This is a genomic window from Parapedobacter luteus, from assembly GCF_900168055.1.
In the GTDB taxonomy this organism is placed as follows: domain Bacteria; phylum Bacteroidota; class Bacteroidia; order Sphingobacteriales; family Sphingobacteriaceae; genus Parapedobacter; species Parapedobacter luteus.
This window is the reverse complement of record NZ_FUYS01000002.1, coordinates 536,308-552,722: the sequence shown is the minus strand read 5'-3', so window position 1 is coordinate 552,722 and position 16,415 is coordinate 536,308. Positions and strand designations below refer to the sequence as shown.

General features: G+C 48.4%; 15 protein-coding genes. 11 read left to right on the top strand and 4 right to left on the bottom strand.

The window, feature by feature from the left end; all coding sequences use genetic code 11:
• The first annotated feature begins 49 nt into the window (after positions 1 to 49).
• From B5X72_RS05640 to B5X72_RS05630, 3 genes are all read left to right on the top strand, one after another.
• Positions 50 to 682, top strand: coding sequence for a nitroreductase family protein (locus B5X72_RS05640; protein WP_079715839.1), 633 nt, complete (start codon positions 50 to 52; stop codon positions 680 to 682).
• A gap of 25 nt (positions 683 to 707) precedes the next feature.
• The gene (locus B5X72_RS05635; protein ID WP_079715838.1) at positions 708 to 1,418 is read left to right on the top strand and encodes a DsbA family oxidoreductase; all 711 of its coding nucleotides are present in this window, start codon (positions 708 to 710) and stop codon (positions 1,416 to 1,418) included.
• Positions 1,419 to 1,534: 116 nt separating this feature from the next.
• A complete protein-coding gene (locus tag B5X72_RS05630; RefSeq protein WP_079715837.1) occupies positions 1,535 to 2,287 on the top strand; it encodes a superoxide dismutase in 753 nt (250 codons plus the stop codon).
• Positions 2,288 to 2,369: 82 nt separating this feature from the next.
• Here the strand turns inward: B5X72_RS05630 and B5X72_RS05625 are convergent, their stop codons facing one another.
• Together B5X72_RS05625 and pyrE are read right to left on the bottom strand one after the other, a co-directional pair.
• Entirely contained in the window at positions 2,370 to 2,783 is a 414-nt protein-coding gene (locus B5X72_RS05625) for an SRPBCC family protein (protein ID WP_079715836.1), read from the bottom strand.
• A 10-nt stretch (positions 2,784 to 2,793) separates the two neighbouring features.
• Positions 2,794 to 3,441: an orotate phosphoribosyltransferase gene (gene pyrE, locus B5X72_RS05620; RefSeq protein ID WP_079715835.1), complete on the bottom strand. Its 648-nt coding sequence runs from the start codon at positions 3,439 to 3,441 to the stop codon at positions 2,794 to 2,796.
• A gap of 187 nt (positions 3,442 to 3,628) precedes the next feature.
• On the opposite strand from pyrE, the gene B5X72_RS05615 reads away from it, so the two are divergent.
• Both B5X72_RS05615 and coaD read left to right on the top strand, forming a co-directional pair.
• Positions 3,629 to 4,054, top strand: coding sequence for an NUDIX hydrolase (locus tag B5X72_RS05615; RefSeq protein WP_233632586.1), 426 nt, complete (start codon positions 3,629 to 3,631; stop codon positions 4,052 to 4,054).
• A 38-nt stretch (positions 4,055 to 4,092) separates the two neighbouring features.
• Positions 4,093 to 4,569: a pantetheine-phosphate adenylyltransferase gene (gene coaD, locus B5X72_RS05610; RefSeq protein WP_079715833.1), complete on the top strand. Its 477-nt coding sequence runs from the start codon at positions 4,093 to 4,095 to the stop codon at positions 4,567 to 4,569.
• Here coaD and B5X72_RS05605 read toward each other — a convergent pair.
• Positions 4,543 to 5,076 carry an RsmD family RNA methyltransferase gene (locus B5X72_RS05605; RefSeq protein WP_079715832.1) on the bottom strand — a complete coding sequence of 178 codons (534 nt, stop codon included), beginning with the start codon at positions 5,074 to 5,076 and terminating at the stop codon, positions 4,543 to 4,545. The genes coaD and B5X72_RS05605 overlap by 27 nt on opposite strands.
• Positions 5,067 to 5,870: a DUF3822 family protein gene (locus B5X72_RS05600; protein ID WP_079715831.1), complete on the bottom strand. Its 804-nt coding sequence runs from the start codon at positions 5,868 to 5,870 to the stop codon at positions 5,067 to 5,069. Before B5X72_RS05600 ends, B5X72_RS05605 begins: the two co-directional genes overlap by 10 nt.
• A gap of 70 nt (positions 5,871 to 5,940) precedes the next feature.
• Here B5X72_RS05600 and B5X72_RS05595 point away from each other — a divergent pair, with 70 nt between their 5' ends.
• The 6 genes from B5X72_RS05595 (at position 5,941) to B5X72_RS05570 (ending at position 16,299) form a co-directional block, all read left to right on the top strand.
• Entirely contained in the window at positions 5,941 to 7,371 is a 1,431-nt protein-coding gene (locus B5X72_RS05595) for an ATP-dependent DNA helicase (RefSeq protein ID WP_079716034.1), read from the top strand.
• Positions 7,372 to 7,484: 113 nt separating this feature from the next.
• A complete protein-coding gene (locus tag B5X72_RS05590) occupies positions 7,485 to 8,882 on the top strand; it encodes an APC family permease (RefSeq protein ID WP_079715830.1) in 1,398 nt (465 codons plus the stop codon).
• A gap of 68 nt (positions 8,883 to 8,950) precedes the next feature.
• A complete protein-coding gene (locus tag B5X72_RS05585) occupies positions 8,951 to 9,478 on the top strand; it encodes an SAM-dependent methyltransferase (protein ID WP_233632584.1) in 528 nt (175 codons plus the stop codon).
• A 193-nt stretch (positions 9,479 to 9,671) separates the two neighbouring features.
• A complete protein-coding gene (locus B5X72_RS05580) occupies positions 9,672 to 12,161 on the top strand; it encodes a S9 family peptidase (RefSeq protein ID WP_079715828.1) in 2,490 nt (829 codons plus the stop codon).
• 196 nt (positions 12,162 to 12,357) lie between these two features.
• Complete coding sequence (locus B5X72_RS05575; protein ID WP_079715827.1) at positions 12,358 to 14,601, top strand: sodium-translocating pyrophosphatase; 2,244 nt, start codon at positions 12,358 to 12,360, stop codon at positions 14,599 to 14,601.
• 204 nt (positions 14,602 to 14,805) lie between these two features.
• The gene (locus B5X72_RS05570) at positions 14,806 to 16,299 is read left to right on the top strand and encodes an amino acid permease (RefSeq protein ID WP_079715826.1); all 1,494 of its coding nucleotides are present in this window, start codon (positions 14,806 to 14,808) and stop codon (positions 16,297 to 16,299) included.
• Positions 16,300 to 16,415: the final 116 nt, after the last annotated feature.

Below are 16,415 nucleotides of genomic sequence, written 5' to 3'. Positions count from 1 at the left end.
CCTTTGCATCCGTATATATTTCAACGAAAACAAGTTTTTGGGACTGACTATGCAATTATTAGATGCGCTAAACTGGCGTTACGCCACGAAGAAGATGAACGGCCAACCCGTTCCGCAGGAGAAGGTGGATAAAATACTGCAGGCAGCATACCTTGCTCCAACATCATCCGGATTGCAACCTTTTAAAATTATCGTAATTACCAATGCGGAACTCCGCCAGAAAATCCAGCCAATCGCTTATGGGCAGCGTCAAATTGTGGATGGGTCTCATGTGCTGGTTTTTGCGGCATGGGACAACTACACTGCTGAACGGATTGACCGTGTTTTCAGTCATACGGCAGCAGAACGGGGTCTTCCGGCTGATACGTTTGATGACTACAAGAATCGGCTAAAAAACATGTATCTTAGCAGACCTGCCAATGCCAACTTTGAACACGCGGCACGGCAGGCCTACATTGCCTTTGGCTTGGCGATCGCGGCCGCGGCGGAACTCCGCGTCGATGCCACCCCAATGGAAGGTTTTGACAACGCTGCTTTGGACGAATTACTGCAGTTGCCCGCACAGGGACTCAAAAGCGTAACCATCTTGCCCTTAGGTTATCGGGATTCGGAGAACGACTGGCTGGTCAACCAAAAGAAAGTACGCTCACCTAAAGATGAATTATTTTTGCAAATTGTATAGCTCCGCTATTTAAGGAATAATAACGATGAAAATCGAAGTATGGTCGGACATCGCTTGTCCATTTTGTTATATCGGCAAACATCACTTTGAAACCGCGCTTGCGCGGTTTAGCGGGCGCCAAGCCGTGAGACTGGAGTGGAAGAGCTTTCAGTTGGACCCCGACCTACCCAAAGATACTATTTACACCGATACCTACCATTACCTCGCCGAACGGAAGGGATTGCCCATTGCACAGGCGAGGGATATGACCGTTCGGGTAGCGGCCATGGCGAAACACGCCGGCGTTGAGCTGAACTTTGAGCGGACGGTAGTAGCCAATACGTGGGATGCTCACCGGCTGCTGCACATGGCCCAATTGCGGGGTGTGGGCAATGCTATGAAAGAAATCTTATTCCGCGCCCATTTTACGGAAGGAAAAGATATCAGCGACCGCGAGACATTGGTGGCTCTGGGGGAATCCGCAGGACTGGAACAGGCGGCTATCACAGCAATGCTGAACAGCGATCAATATGGATATGACGTGGCCAGGGATATCCAGGAGGCGCGCAATATCGGCGCCCGTGGAGTACCCTTTTTTGTGTTCGATCGTAAATATGCCGTCTCCGGTGCACAGCCTTCCGAAGTATTTTTGGAAACACTGGAAAAGGCATTCGAAACATGGAAGAAGGAAAACCCCAACAAACCACTTGACCTGGCGGGAGGCCTCACATGTCGTCCTGATGGCGATTGTGACTGAGTCTTCCCATCACATTAATCGATTCGTCCGTTTCATATCAATAAATCCATGGGATTTAGAAAACAAATTTTTACCTTTGGTTGTATTTAAGCTGTAAATCAAATCTCTTAACCGTTATGGCAACTACCAACAGAAGGAATTTTTTACGTACAACCATTGGCCTGACTGTTGCTTCCACTGCTTTGGGCGTGAGCCCGTTAAATACTTTGGTGGGATGCAGTTCACCCAATTCATCCGGCGAATCATCTGATGAATCGGGCGGCTCACTGGAATTTTCACAGGAACCTTTGGACTACGAATACAACGCATTGGAGCCCCACATTGATGCACGTACAATGGAAATCCATTATACGAAACATCATACGGCTTACATCAATGCGGTTAATGAGGCTATCAAAGCCGAAGAAATAACTTATACCACTCCTGGGGAGCTTTTCGCCAATATCTCGGGCCTCTCCGCAAAAATCCGTAATAATGGAGGTGGTGCCTGGAATCATACGTTTTTTTGGAAATCGCTCCGTGCGCCGGTAGACGGCAATGCGCCAACGGGCGCACTGTTGGATGCCATTAATGGAGCATTCGGATCTCTCGACCAATTTAAAGAGCAATTTGCTACGGCTGGAACCGGCCGTTTTGGATCGGGCTGGGCTTGGCTCGTACGTGATAACGGCTCATTAAAAATAGGCTCGACCCCTAACCAGGACAACCCATTAATGGATGATGCGGAGCTAAAAGGGAAGCCCCTGCTTGGCCTTGATGTATGGGAGCATGCCTATTATCTTCACTATCAAAATCGGAGGCCTGAATATATCAGCAATTGGTGGAACGTAGTCAATTGGGATTTTGTGGCTGAGCAATTCAACGGATAATGCATTGCCAATGCGATCAAAAAAGCCCCGACTTTAAAACGAAAAAGAGTCGGGGTTTTTCAATAAGCTAATATCTCATTGCTCATTTAATTGCCGCTTTCTGCAGCGCCTTGCGGAGATTGGTCACCTGTTCATCCACCAATTTTTGTAAGGGAGAAGCAGCTAACATCTTCATCATCACCGGTAAGTCTGCTTCAATGACCAGCTTGGCCACGGTCGAGTTGTCGCCCTGTGGCTTGACAGACCAACGCACAGATACATCGAACGGGGCTTTTTCAGACGGCACTAGCACCACTTCGCTCTTTTCCTGCCGACTATCCACCTTGAGCGCCAACTTAGCCATGTTTTGGATAGTAAACTGCGCCTCGTCCTGCGTGGATGACCAACTGTAAACCGATGAAGGCATCAATTGCTCGTGGTTATTGCAATCCGCCAGAAAAGCATACACTTCGGCAACCGGTTTATCGATGGAGACTTGATTCTGAATAATGGTCATATAGGCCTTATTACTCGGTTGGTGACCATTCGCCCGGATTCTTCCGCCACTGTCCGAGTATTTCGATATCGTTGTTTAAAATATAGTTGTGTTTAGCGGCGACCTCAATAAGGGTGTCATAATTACATAGACTTACGTACCTGCACCTTGCTTCTGCGAAATTCGCATCTGCCTCCGCAAAACCATACGTGAAGATGGATACCAGGCCGACAACGTTGCATTCAGCGTCGCGCAGTGCTTGCACAGCTCTCAAGCTGCTCTTACCTGTTGAGATTAAATCTTCAACAACCACCACACGCTGACCACCGACGACTTCGCCTTCAATCAGGTTTTGCCGGCCGTGATCTTTGGATCCACTGCGTACATATGTAAACGGCAACCCCAAGTCCTGTGCAACCAACACCCCCTGCGGAATACCAGCCGTGGCCACACCGGAAATCATTTCCACCGATCCGAACTCCTCCTGTATCAGCTCAGAAAGCTTCTGGCGAATATATGTTCGGATAGGCGGGTGTGATAAAGCTACCCGGTTATCGCAATAAATCGGCGACTTCCAACCCGATGCCCATGTAAAAGGTTTTTTGGGTTGTAATTTAATTGCTTTAATTTGCAACAATGATTCGGCAACTTTTTGTGCAACCTCATTCATATTATTCATGGCGCAAATCTATAAAATTTATATGAACCAATCGGCCCTCGTTTTGGCAGATTTTATCCCCGGTGACTTACCCAATTTTCAAACGATTGACGATCAAGATTTTGACTTCGAAAAACTTTTCAAAGAATCAAAGCATAATAAATTTTTTATTACATATTTCATACTAATAAAAAACCCCAAGGAGTTTTTGAGCCTCATTAAAAAAAGAATCAAAGTAATTAAAGCGTCAGGTGGATTAGTGAAAAATGGCGAAGGGGACTACCTTTTCATCCATCGGCTTGGGAAATGGGACCTGCCTAAGGGTAAAGTGGATGATGATGAGTCAATGAAACAAGCCGCCGTGCGGGAAGTAGAAGAGGAGTGCGGAATTAAAGTCGATTACCTTGGACAGAAGGTCATGACCACTTATCATGCTTACATGCTGAAAGGCGAATTGGTATTGAAAAAGACAAACTGGTATGAAATGGGAGTCAACAAAGTTCCAAAACTAAAACCCCAGCTGGAAGAGGACATTACCGAGGCGATATGGCTGGGACGGGATAAATTCAATAAAATAAGGAAAAATACCTATCCGCTTATTGAGGACATTTTGAATACGATTACGCCCAATTGATATCATTTACCATGTAATACCTTTAAAAAGAACTACACATGAAGACTGCGGTTTTTCCCGGATCTTTTGATCCCATAACGAATGCACATGTGGATATTGTCGTAAGGGGCCGGCGGCTTTTCGACAAAATTTATGTGGCTATTGGAACGAACACGACAAAAAAAGGCTATTTCAATCATGACGAGCGCCTGGCTATCACGCAGGAAGTATTTTCATCACATGGAGACTGTGTGGAGGTCGTACAGTTTGACGGGCTTACGGTAGATTTTTGCCGCAAGGTCGGTGCGTATTATATTCTGCGCGGTATGCGCAATGCCGGTGATTTTGAATTTGAAAAGGCCATCGCGCTCAACAATACGGTGCTTGCTCCGGATATTGAGACGGTGTTTCTGGTAAGCAGTAGCGGGCTGTCTCACATTTCTTCGACGATTATCCGCGAGATCATCATAAACGGTGGGGACATTAGCCAATTCGTTCCAGAAGCGGTACTAAAGTCGATAAAACGAAAACGATGAATATCCGTATTTGCGTGTTTCTACCCAATGTGGACTGGTTTCAAGCTTCCGTGTAGATGCATGTTCTAAAATTAGCCAAGCGCCCGGTTTTAATAAGCCAGCGGCGAACACAAGATTGGGAATTTGCGGCAATTGCGGCAGGTCATATGGCGGATCCGCGAATACCAAGTCAAATTGGTCTTTGCAAGATGGTATAAATTTGAGGGCATCGGCCTTTACCGCTTTTATAGCGGTCATGTTCAATTTCTTGGCGACGGTATTGATATACTGGATGCATTTGAAATGGGCATCTACCGCCACAACACGGGCTACACCGCGGGAAGCGAACTCGAATGTGATATTTCCTGTTCCTGAAAAAAGATCCAACGCGCCCAGTCCACTGAAGTCTATCCGGTTTTCCAGTACATTGAATAGTGCTTCCTTGGCCATGTCCGTAGTGGGCCGTACAGGCAAAGTGGATGGAGGATGTAATCGCAGTCCGCCGTGACTGCCCCCGATTATTCGCATAGATATAGCCCTAAAAGCGTAAGGTATTGATGTTGCTCCAACTGCAATGCCTGGGGTAGGCTTACCCCAGTAAGCTGCCCGCTGTCGGCAAATACCACATGTTCACTGTATTTTGTCACCCGTCGATGAAATTCGCCGTCTTCCGCAATATCGCCGGACAAACAACAAACGGGCTGCTTACCGATCAGCTCACCATTTGTTAATACTGCGAGCAGGTAGTAATTTAGGTCGTCCGGACCGAAGACTTCAAAATCATTGGCATAAATAAACTTTCCCGAATCAAGCACAGCGATATTGACGCAGGAAGCTTGTTTGTTGATGCTGACGAATGGGCCCGCCGTCTGCCGCGCATGCCCCACCACCGCCGCCAGCAACGGTTGGACCACAGGATAAATGCCCAGATGAGAAAACCGTCCGACAAACGGTTCCAAGCCCAATTGGTTGACATGATGAAGCAACGTAATACCAAGCGCGGGCAAACTGGATATCACGGTATCGGCAAGGCCGTCACCGGGCAAGTACCGACGGTATATATCGAGAGCACTTTCACGAAATGCCTCGCCAGGTACAAACGAATATGAACCATCGGGCACAGCCAACTTCACACGCCCGAAATTGAGATTCAGTAAATCAGCCACTTCTTGCTTGGTATGGCGCGGGTCATAAGCGGTAATGACTTTCAGTTGTCCGGCATTGTCTAACACAGCCAAGGCATTCTCTTCATGTCCTATTCTCGCCAATAAAGTGTACTCGGCGGCATGTTGTTGGTCAAAATCTGCGGAAATATATGTCATCACCGTTTATATGTCGCGACAAACTTACTTAGATAAATCATTTTGAACAAACTTTTGGCTACCTTTGGTCGTGCAGATTGCTGAATTACTTTACAGCCGTTTCCCCTTACAGCCTACTGGACAGCAGTATGAAGCATTCCAAAGGTTAGCTATTTTTCTGGGGCAGGCTGGTCATCATTCATGTTTCGTCCTTAAGGGGTACGCAGGTACGGGAAAGACCACCATCATCAGCACACTGGTGAATGCACTCCCCGTTTTACAAATGCGCACGGTCCTTTTGGCCCCCACGGGGAGGGCAGCCAAAGTAATGCGCAGCTATTCCGGCAAAAAGGCTTCCACCATCCACAAGAAGATATACCGCAAAAAGGTGGCCCTGTCTCCCGACATGGCTTTCGGGCTAGCTAATAATCCGCATACGGATACGCTTTTTATCGTGGATGAAGCATCGATGATATCCAACGAACGTTTTTCCTTTAACAGCAAAAGTCTTCTGGAGGATCTAGTAGACTATGTAAATAGCGGTCAAAACTGCTGCTTGATGTTTGTCGGCGACACGGCCCAGCTTCCGCCGGTGGGGCTTTTGCAAAGCCCCGCACTCGACGCGCAATGGCTTGCCGGCACGTTTGGTATGCAAGTATTCACCTTTGAGCTTACGGAGGTAGTACGGCAGGAAAAGCATTCGGGCATCCTTCACAATGCGACAGCTATACGCCAGCAACTCCAATCGGCTACAAACCATGCAGCCATTACTTTTCCACGCATCCGTGTAGCAGGTTACGGCGATATCTACCGAATGACAGGCGAACGGCTTATCGATGGCTTGCACTATGCCTATGATAAATACGGCCTGGAGAATACCATGGTTATCTGCCGTTCGAATAAGAATGCTAACAGCTATAATCAAAATATCCGTCACCGCATTCTGTTTAGGGATGAGGAGCTGACCGGTGGCGACTACATCATGGTAGTACGTAACAACTACTATTGGCTTTCGGCTGATTCGAATCGGACAGGTTTTATTGCAAACGGCGACATGGCACAAGTACGCAGGGTACGCAATGTCCACGAACAGCACGGCTTCCGTTTCGCCGACGTGAGTTTGGCCTTTATCGATACTGACGAAATCGAACCCATCGATTGCCGGGTAATGCTTGATACGCTGCACACGGATTCTCCCAGCTTATCGCAGGCCGATCAACAGCGCCTGTTTGACGCCGTGATGCAGGATTACATAGACATCCCCGACAAAAAGGAACGGATGGCCGCGCTAAAAGCGGATCCGTATTATAATGCCCTGCAAATCAAGTTTGCGATGGCCATCACCTGCCACAAAGCGCAAGGCGGACAATGGCAGGCGGTCTTCGTAGACCAAGGCTATCTCACCGACGAACAGCTCGACGTGGAGTTTTTACGTTGGCTCTATACCGCCTGCACCCGCGCAACCAAAGAGCTGTTTTTGGTGAACTTTCACGACGGCTTTTTCGGTGAAGGAGGCTCGTGACCGATAACCGAGCGTAGGCCGAAGGTTACCTCACAAAAATATTACAGGACCTTTGGAAACAAAGCAGGTATCCGTTTGTATATAAACCGTACACCAATCGTAACGACCGTTATATGAAAGAGGAAAGCAAGGTGGTCAACGCCTTCACGACAACATCCAAAAATGGCCAAGCGACACCAACGTTGCCATATTCCGAAGTCCAAGAAGATAAAAACCCTCGACCTTTAATCCGGATTATTGACGCCATCACGATTATCGTAGGCATCGTGGTGGGCGCAGGGATTTTCCGTACCCCATCGATTGTTGCGGCTAACACGGGCAGCCCCGAATTGTTTCTTTCCGTGTGGCTACTCGGCGGACTGGTGTCGCTCATCGGCGCCCTTTGCTATGCGGAGCTGAGCACCACATTTCCGAATACCGGAGGCGACTACCATTTCCTGATGCGGGCATTTGGCAAACGTTTTGCCTTCTTATTTGCTTGGGCAAGGCTAAGTATAATACAAACCGGATCCATAGCACTACTCGCTTATATTATCGGTGATTACCTTTCGCAGCTCTACCCGATTGGCAGCTATTCGTCAGCGATTTTTGCGGCGCTGGTGGTGACGACGCTTACGCTCATCAATATACTCGGGGTAAATTTCGGCACGGGTATGCAGAAACTGCTGTTCGCCTTTGAGTTTATCGGCATATTATGCGTGATCGTTGTCGGCTTTTTTATCAGCCCTTCCCCTACTGCCTTATCTGCGCTGCCAGTCACATCCTTAGACAACTCGTCGGCAATCGGGCTGGCGATGGTATTTGTGCTGCTTACTTTCGGCGGCTGGAACGAGGCAGGCTATATTTCCGCCGAACTGAAAGCCGGGAGTCGGAAAATGGTGCAAGTGCTGGTCATCAGCATTTTAGCCATTACAGCGATTTATCTGCTTATCAATTGGGCGTTTTTACACGCGCTCGGCATCGAGCGGATAGCCGCTTCCGAAGCGGTGGGTATCGACTTAATGCGTGTTACGTTGGGTGAACCGGGTGTATTGCTTATCGGCGTAATTGTGGCTATGGCTGCACTTACGTCCATCAATGCCACCATCTTTACGGGCGCCCGCACTAATTATGCGCTGGGGCGGGATTTTGAGGTCTTTGGCCGCTTAGGCAAATGGAACAGCAAGACGTCGTCACCGGTAAATGCCCTGATATTGCAGGGCATGATCGCGCTCGCTTTGATAGTGCTGGGCGCTCTTACGCGCGATGGCTTCCAGTCGATGGTAGACTTTACCGCGCCGGTATTCTGGTTCTTTTTCCTTGCTACCGGCGTAGCCCTGTTTGTTCTGCGCGCGAAAGAACCCGGTGTTGTCCGCCCATTCAGCGTACCGTTCTATCCGGTAACGCCGCTCATATTCTGCGGTTCGTGTGCTTATTTGCTTTACTCAAGCTTAGCCTATACGGGCATCGGCGCGTTAGTGGGGGTAGCCGTACTGTTGCTGGGTATGTTGTTTTTCTTCACAGTTCGGTAGTTATCAGTAATACCGCAGACATGATGCAACGCAATTAACTTTAGGTATAACAATTAAAAATGAACACAATGAACACACTCAAAAATTGGCTGATGGTTCTGTTTGTTGCCGTATGCTCGGGTGCGTACGCCCAACAACCTGATCTGGATGTACCGTATGTACCCACCAAACAAGAGACGGTAGAAGAGATGCTCAAACTTGCCGGTGTCAAGCCCGGTGACGTCGTCTATGATCTGGGATGTGGTGATGGACGGATAGTCATCACAGCTGCCCAGAAATTTGGTGCCACCGGAGTTGGCGTAGACCTTAATCCGCAACGCATCAAAGAAGCGAATGCAAATGCCAAAGCGGCAGGCGTCACAGACAAAGTGCGGTTTGTCGAAGGAAACTTGTTTGATTTCGATTTCAGCAAAGCAAACGTCGTAACCATGTACCTCCTGCCGTCGGTCAACCTAAAGCTTAGGCCAAAGCTGCAGAAAGAATTGAAACCGGGCAGCCGTATCGTATCGCACGACTTCGATATGGGCGATTGGCCGGCCGAGAAGACGATAGAAGTAGGTAGTGACACTATCTATTTGTGGACGATAGGTAATTAGCGCCAGCAACAGCATTGATATAGATTGAGCGGCCTTTCCGTTGGCCGTTCAATCTATGTTAACTTGCTATTTCACCGCCAACAATGCTGTTCCAACCGGGTTAACGCGAATATTACAATCTTAAACCTAAAGATATCGATCAAAAACTGATAATTTGCGCCTGCAAATAATGTAATACTTTTCCTTAACCCCTATGTACAGAAAATACAACTTGGTATTCTTCATGTTTTTGGTAGTAAACGTAGGAATCGCACAAGAAAACCGTGAACAAGTAAAGGCAAACTACCAGCTCGCCGCCCGATTCTCACCAGACAAGCTGAGGCGCTTGATTTTTTCCACTTCTGTAAGCCCCAACTGGCTGAAAAACTCCAACCGCTTTTGGTATGTATATGAAACGTCCCAAGGAAAAAATTGGTATATCGTGGATCCCTCTGCCCGAAAGAAAGACGTTCTTTTTGATAATGCACAGCTTGCCGCTCAGCTGACACGAATAGTCAAAGATCCTTTCGATGCGCAGCATATCGATATCCGAAACCTGAAATTTACGGAGGACGAGCGCCGCATCCGCTTTGAAGTAAACAGTACCAAAGACACATTGAAAACCAAAGAAGAACGTGAGAAAAGTACCAATAAAACGGATTCCCTCAAGAAAAAAGTGTTTTACCTCGAATATGACTTACAAACCCGGCAATTGGTCGAGCTGGCCGATTCGTTGAAGCCCAAGCCGCACCTTTCCTGGGCGTCCTTCTCGCCGGATACCAACGCTGTAGTGTTTGCCAAAAACTACAACCTGTACTGGATGGACCGCGAAAATTACGAAAAAGCCCGAAAAGATGAGAAAGACAGCACCATCGTAGAACACCAGATTACTACAGATGGAATTCAATATTATGCTTGGGGTGGGGATGACCGCAGCGTCACCACCGGCGATGAAAAGAAAGACGAAGATGAGAAAAACCAACGCCGGCGCGCCGGTATCATCTGGTCACCCGATGGGCGCTATTTCCTCGTGACCCGTAAGGACAACCGCCATCTCAACTCCCTTTGGGTTATCAACAACGTAGGGAGCAAGCGTCCTACGCTGGAAACCTACAAATACCAAATGCCCGGTGAGCCGGACAGTACGGAACAGGAACTTCACCTCTTTGAGTTTGCCACCAAGAAGCCCCGCCGCATTGACGTGGCAGCATTTAAAAACCAAACACTCGCGGTATACACCAAGCGTCAACCCCGCAACAACCGTCCGGACGACATCCGTGTGAATACCTGGTTAGGTACCAATGAACAATTTTTCTTTTCCCGGAGTAGCCGTGATCTCAAACGCATTGATATCGGTACCGCCGCCATTGATGGAAGCGTAAAGATACTTATCGAAGAACGATCAAACACCTACCTGGACGTACAGCCACCGGAATTGGTTGGCAACGGACCGGAATTTGTGGTGTGGTCAGAACGCGACGGTTGGGGACATTATTACCTATATGACGGCAACGGGAACCTAAAAAACCAGATTACTTCCGGCGAGTTTTATTGTTCGGAAATCACCGGATTGGATGAAAAAACTCGCACCTTATACTTCGTAGCCAACGGCCGTGAGGCAAACGAAGACCCCTACTATCAACATTTGTACAGTATAAACCTGAATGGTAGCGGAATGAAATTGCTAAATGCCGGCAACTTCGACCATCAGGCCCTCATGGACGAAAACAGCCAATTTTTTGTAAACAATTATTCTCGGGTGAATACTACTCCGGAATCAGCTCTTTACAATAATGCTGGACAGCAAATCCTGAAGTTGGAAACAGCCGATTTGTCGCAGCTATTTGCCGCGGGATATAAATTTCCCGAGCCCTTCAAAGTCAAGGCTGATGATGGTATCACGGATTTATATGGCGTGATGTATAAACCGTTTCACTTTGACTCGACCCAAACCTACCCCCTTATTGAATACGTGTATCCGGGTCCGCAAACCGAGTCGGTAAACAAAGCCTTTGGGCGAAGCATGGACCGTATAGACCGTTTGGCGCAATTTGGCTTTGTAGTCATAACTGTAGGCAACCGGGGCGGACATCCTGCCCGATCAAAATGGTATCACACCTATGGCTATGGCAATTTGCGCGACTATGGTTTAGCCGACAAAAAAGCGGCGGCTGAGCAGTTGGCTGACCGTCATCCATTCATCGACATCAACCGGGTGGGCATTACTGGGCATTCCGGCGGCGGGTTCATGTCCACTGCGGCCATGCTGGTTTACCCGGATTTTTTCAAGGTAGCTGTTTCGGGTGCAGGCAACCACGAAAACAATATTTACAACCGGTGGTGGAGCGAGCGGCATCATGGCGTGACCGAACGCATATCTGCCAAGGGAGATACAACGTTTTCCTACGCGATCGAGAAAAACACCGAGCTGGCCAAAAACCTCAAGGGGCGCCTATTGCTGGCCACAGGGGATATCGACAACAACGTACATCCTGCCAACACCATCCGCATGGCTGAAGCGCTCATCAAAGCCAATAAACGCTTTGATTTCCTTTTACTGCCCGGGCAGCGTCACGGCTTTGGTGACATGACCGAGTATTTCTTCTGGAAGATGGGCGATTATTTCTGTAAGCACCTATTGGGTAATCACCAAGACGACGTAGACATTACCGAAATGAACCGGGAAATACCACGCCGGCGATAAGTGCTATGACGAAAGTGGATATTGCGTGTGATATTCATTAGGTTATGCTCCAATTAAGTTAGTGACACGAGAGCAGGTAAAATTGACTAATTCATATAAATAAATTTGATTATTGCAATAAGCATCTTATTTTTGGCGACTCTTTGTTGAAACCTATTTAACAATGAAACGTTTTGTAAACAATAATCGATTATAAATGGAATTTTTACAAGCAAATCTGATTTACCTGATTCCACTATTGGGTTTGGTAGGCATCATTGTGATGATTGTCAAGTCAGCATGGGTAAGCCGACAGGATGCCGGTGACGAAAATATGCGCTCGTTGGCCGGCCATATCGCCGAAGGTGCAATGGCTTTTCTAAAAGCAGAATGGAAAGTACTCTCCTATTTTGTGGTGATAGCGGCCATTTTGTTAGCATGGTCCGGCACCTTGGTGGAGACCTCCAGTTGGGTTATTGCAGTCTCATTCGTCATCGGTGCGGTTACATCGGCATTCGCGGGCTATATCGGCATGAACATCGCCACGAAGGCCAATGTCCGAACCACACAAGCCGCGAGAAGCGGCCTTGCGAAAGCCCTCAAGGTTTCCTTCACGGGCGGTACTGTAATGGGGCTCGGGGTTGCAGGTCTGGCGGTTTTGGGTATGGGGGCTTTATTTATCGTTTTTTATCAGATTTACGTCGTGAGCACTGGCGCCAGCGTCAACGGCCTTGAAATGGAAAAAGCGCTGGAGGTGTTGGCCGGTTTCTCGCTTGGAGCCGAATCCATTGCGTTATTTGCCCGCGTAGGCGGCGGCATTTATACGAAGGCTGCCGATGTGGGGGCCGACCTGGTCGGAAAGGTTGAAGCCGGAATCCCAGAGGATGATGTGCGCAATCCCGCAACCATTGCGGACAACGTGGGTGACAATGTGGGAGACGTTGCCGGTATGGGCGCCGATCTTTTCGGCTCATATGTAGCCACCATACTAGCCACCATGGTTTTAGGACGGGAAATTGTGTCGGCCGATAGTTTCGGCGGTATAGCTCCAGTGCTGCTGCCTATCCTCATCGCTGGCTTGGGACTGATTTTCTCGATTGTTGGTGCGGCACTGGTAAAAGTCAACGATGATCAAGGCAATGTGCAGCAGGCGCTGAATCTCGGAAACTGGTCTTCTATCTTGTTTACAGCCTTGGCATCATACTTCGTGGTCGGTTGGTTGCTACCCGATCAATTGGCGCTGCGCGGCGTATCCTTTACTTCTCTGGATGTTTTCTTTGCCATCGTCGTGGGCCTCATCGTGGGAGCACTGATGAGTATTGTTACTGAATATTATACCGCTATGGGCAAGCGTCCGGTCGGATCCATTGTCAAACAATCATCTACAGGGCATGCCACCAACATTATCGGCGGCCTTTCCGTCGGCATGGAATCAACTGCAGTCCCTACCATTATCCTGGCCGCCGGCATCATTACATCGTATGCCTTTGCAGGCTTATATGGTGTAGCAATCGCTGCCGCCGGCATGATGGCAACTACCGCTATGCAACTGGCTATTGATGCGTTCGGTCCGATCGCCGACAATGCCGGGGGCATTGCCGAAATGAGCGGATTGCCGAAAGAAGTACGTGAGCGCACGGATAAACTGGATGCCGTGGGTAATACCACCGCAGCCACTGGAAAAGGGTTTGCCATTGCCTCGGCGGCGTTGACGGCGCTGGCCTTGTTTGCGGCATTTGTCGGTATTGCGGGCATCGATTCCATCGACCTATATAAAGCACCCGTATTGGGAGCGCTCTTTATCGGTGCGATGATTCCCTTTATTTTCTCTTCGTTGGCGATCGCTGCGGTGGGCCGTGCAGCTATGTCGATGGTAGAAGAAGTGCGGCGGCAGTTCCGGGAGATACCCGGCATCATGGAATATAAGGCGAAGCCCGAGTATGACAAGTGTGTTGCCATATCCACGAAGGCTTCCATCCGCGAAATGATATTACCCGGTGCAATTGCGCTGATTGTGCCAATATTGGTAGGGTTTGGCTTTAAAGGCGTATTCGAAGATACCTCCTCGGCCGAGATTCTTGGCGGGCTACTTGCTGGTGTCACAGTATCCGGCGTGTTACTGGGAATGTTCCAGAATAACGCAGGGGGTGCATGGGACAATGCTAAAAAGTCGTTTGAAGCAGGTGTAGAAATCAATGGCAAGATTGAATACAAGGGTTCTGATGCGCATAAGGCCTCGGTAACCGGCGACACCGTGGGCGACCCATTCAAGGATACTTCCGGCCCTTCTATGAATATCCTGATCAAGCTGATGTCAATTGTGTCGCTGATCATCGCACCACATATCAGTGTGAATGGCGGTGGCAATCATGTCAACGTCGATCTGAAAAAGCACATAGAAACGGAGTTTACAAAGGCAGAACAAACGCAAGCGCGCCCCATCAATCCCTACATCTACTAAATCGTGTTTGTGGGATAAGAAAAGTTATATAAATAGAGGGATTTGCTAGTGCAAATCCCTTTTTTGCATTAAAAAGCACAGCCGATATCAACAAAATCATTACATAGCTGCAGTAAGAAAAAAAAAGCCTTTATTTAAAAATAAAAATTTGTAGGTTTGGCCCCAACTAGCTGGAATGGCCTGAATTGCCAAAACAAAAATTGTATGTTATTTAAAAAATCGATTCCTACGTTAATTGCCGAAGCAGCGGAAAGCGGTGAAGGTACACTTAAACGGACATTATCAAGTAGTGGTTTGGTAGCATTGGGCGTTGGTGCCATTATCGGCGCCGGTCTTTTTTCCCTTACCGGGATAACAGCTGCAGAAAACGCGGGCCCTGCGGTCACGCTTTCATTTATTGTAGCGGCTGTAGGCTGTGCGTTTGCGGGACTTTGTTATGCGGAATTTGCCGCCATGATTCCAGTGGCAGGCAGTGCTTACACCTATTCATATGCCACCATGGGCGAGTTTGTAGCCTGGATCATTGGTTGGGACCTCGTGCTTGAGTATGCATTAGGTGCTGCGACGGTAGCTTCCAGTTGGTCCCAGTATTTCAATCAATTTTTGCTGGAGTTTGGGATTCATATTCCGCACAATTTCCTTCATGGCCCCTGGGAAGGTGGTGTGGTCAACCTTCCAGCCATCTTCATTGTATGCCTGCTCTCATTGTTGTTGATGCGCGGCACCCAAGAATCGTCGCTAGTCAACAACATTCTCGTGGTAGTGAAGGTAGCGGTTGTGTTGATTTTTATCGCATTGGGATGGAGTTTCATCGATCCGCTCAACCACCAGCCGTTCATTCCGGTGAATGAGGGTGAAGAACTGGTCAAGTCCGGTCAGCTGGGATTCTTTGAGTTTTTTAAGAGCGACTATTTTGGCCATTTTGGCATTAGCGGCATCATGCGCGGTGCGGGGGTTGTTTTCTTCGCTTTCATCGGGTTTGATGCGGTGAGCACAGCGGCCCAAGAGGCTAAAAACCCACAGAAAGGCATGCCTATTGGCATCATCGGCTCGCTGTTGGTTTGCACCGTATTGTATGTATTATTTTCCTACGTGCTGACCGGCCTGGAAAACTACAAATTGTTTGCCGGTGACGCAAAGCCAGTTGCTACAGCCTTTGCAAAAACGGGGTATACGTTTCTTAATACCGCGTTAATCATCGCCATCCTGACCGGATACACATCTGTGATTTTGGTAATGCTGCTTGGTCAAAGCCGGGTATTCTATACCATGAGCAAGGATGGCTTGCTTCCCCGCTTCTTTTCCGACTTATCAAAAAGACAAACCCCTTGGAAAACCAATATCATATTCATGATATTTGTCAGCATCTTCACCGGATTTGTGCCGGTATCCGATTTGGGCCACATGGTAAGTATCGGGACGTTGTTTGCTTTTACGTTGGTCTGCATCGGAGTAATGGTGCTGCGAAAGGTTAACCCCGAAGCACCGCGGCCTTTCCGTACCCCGCTGGTACCGCTTATACCCATTCTCGGTATTATCGTGTGCATCGCGATGATGGCCTCACTTCCTATCGAAAGCTGGGAACGGCTGGCCATCTGGATGGCACTTGGTATCGTGATTTACTTCCTTTATGGTAAGCGACACAGTAAGATCCGGGCTGAAGTGGAAGCGGGGAAGTCGCAGGGGCCTACCGTTTAAGTCCTTTAGTCATATCTGTATAAAACTAAAAGAGGCCGTCTCAAAAATAACTGAGGCGGCTTTTTGATTTTTGAAGTATTACAGGTATTTTTTATCGGCGCGCTTCCCGTTTCCTT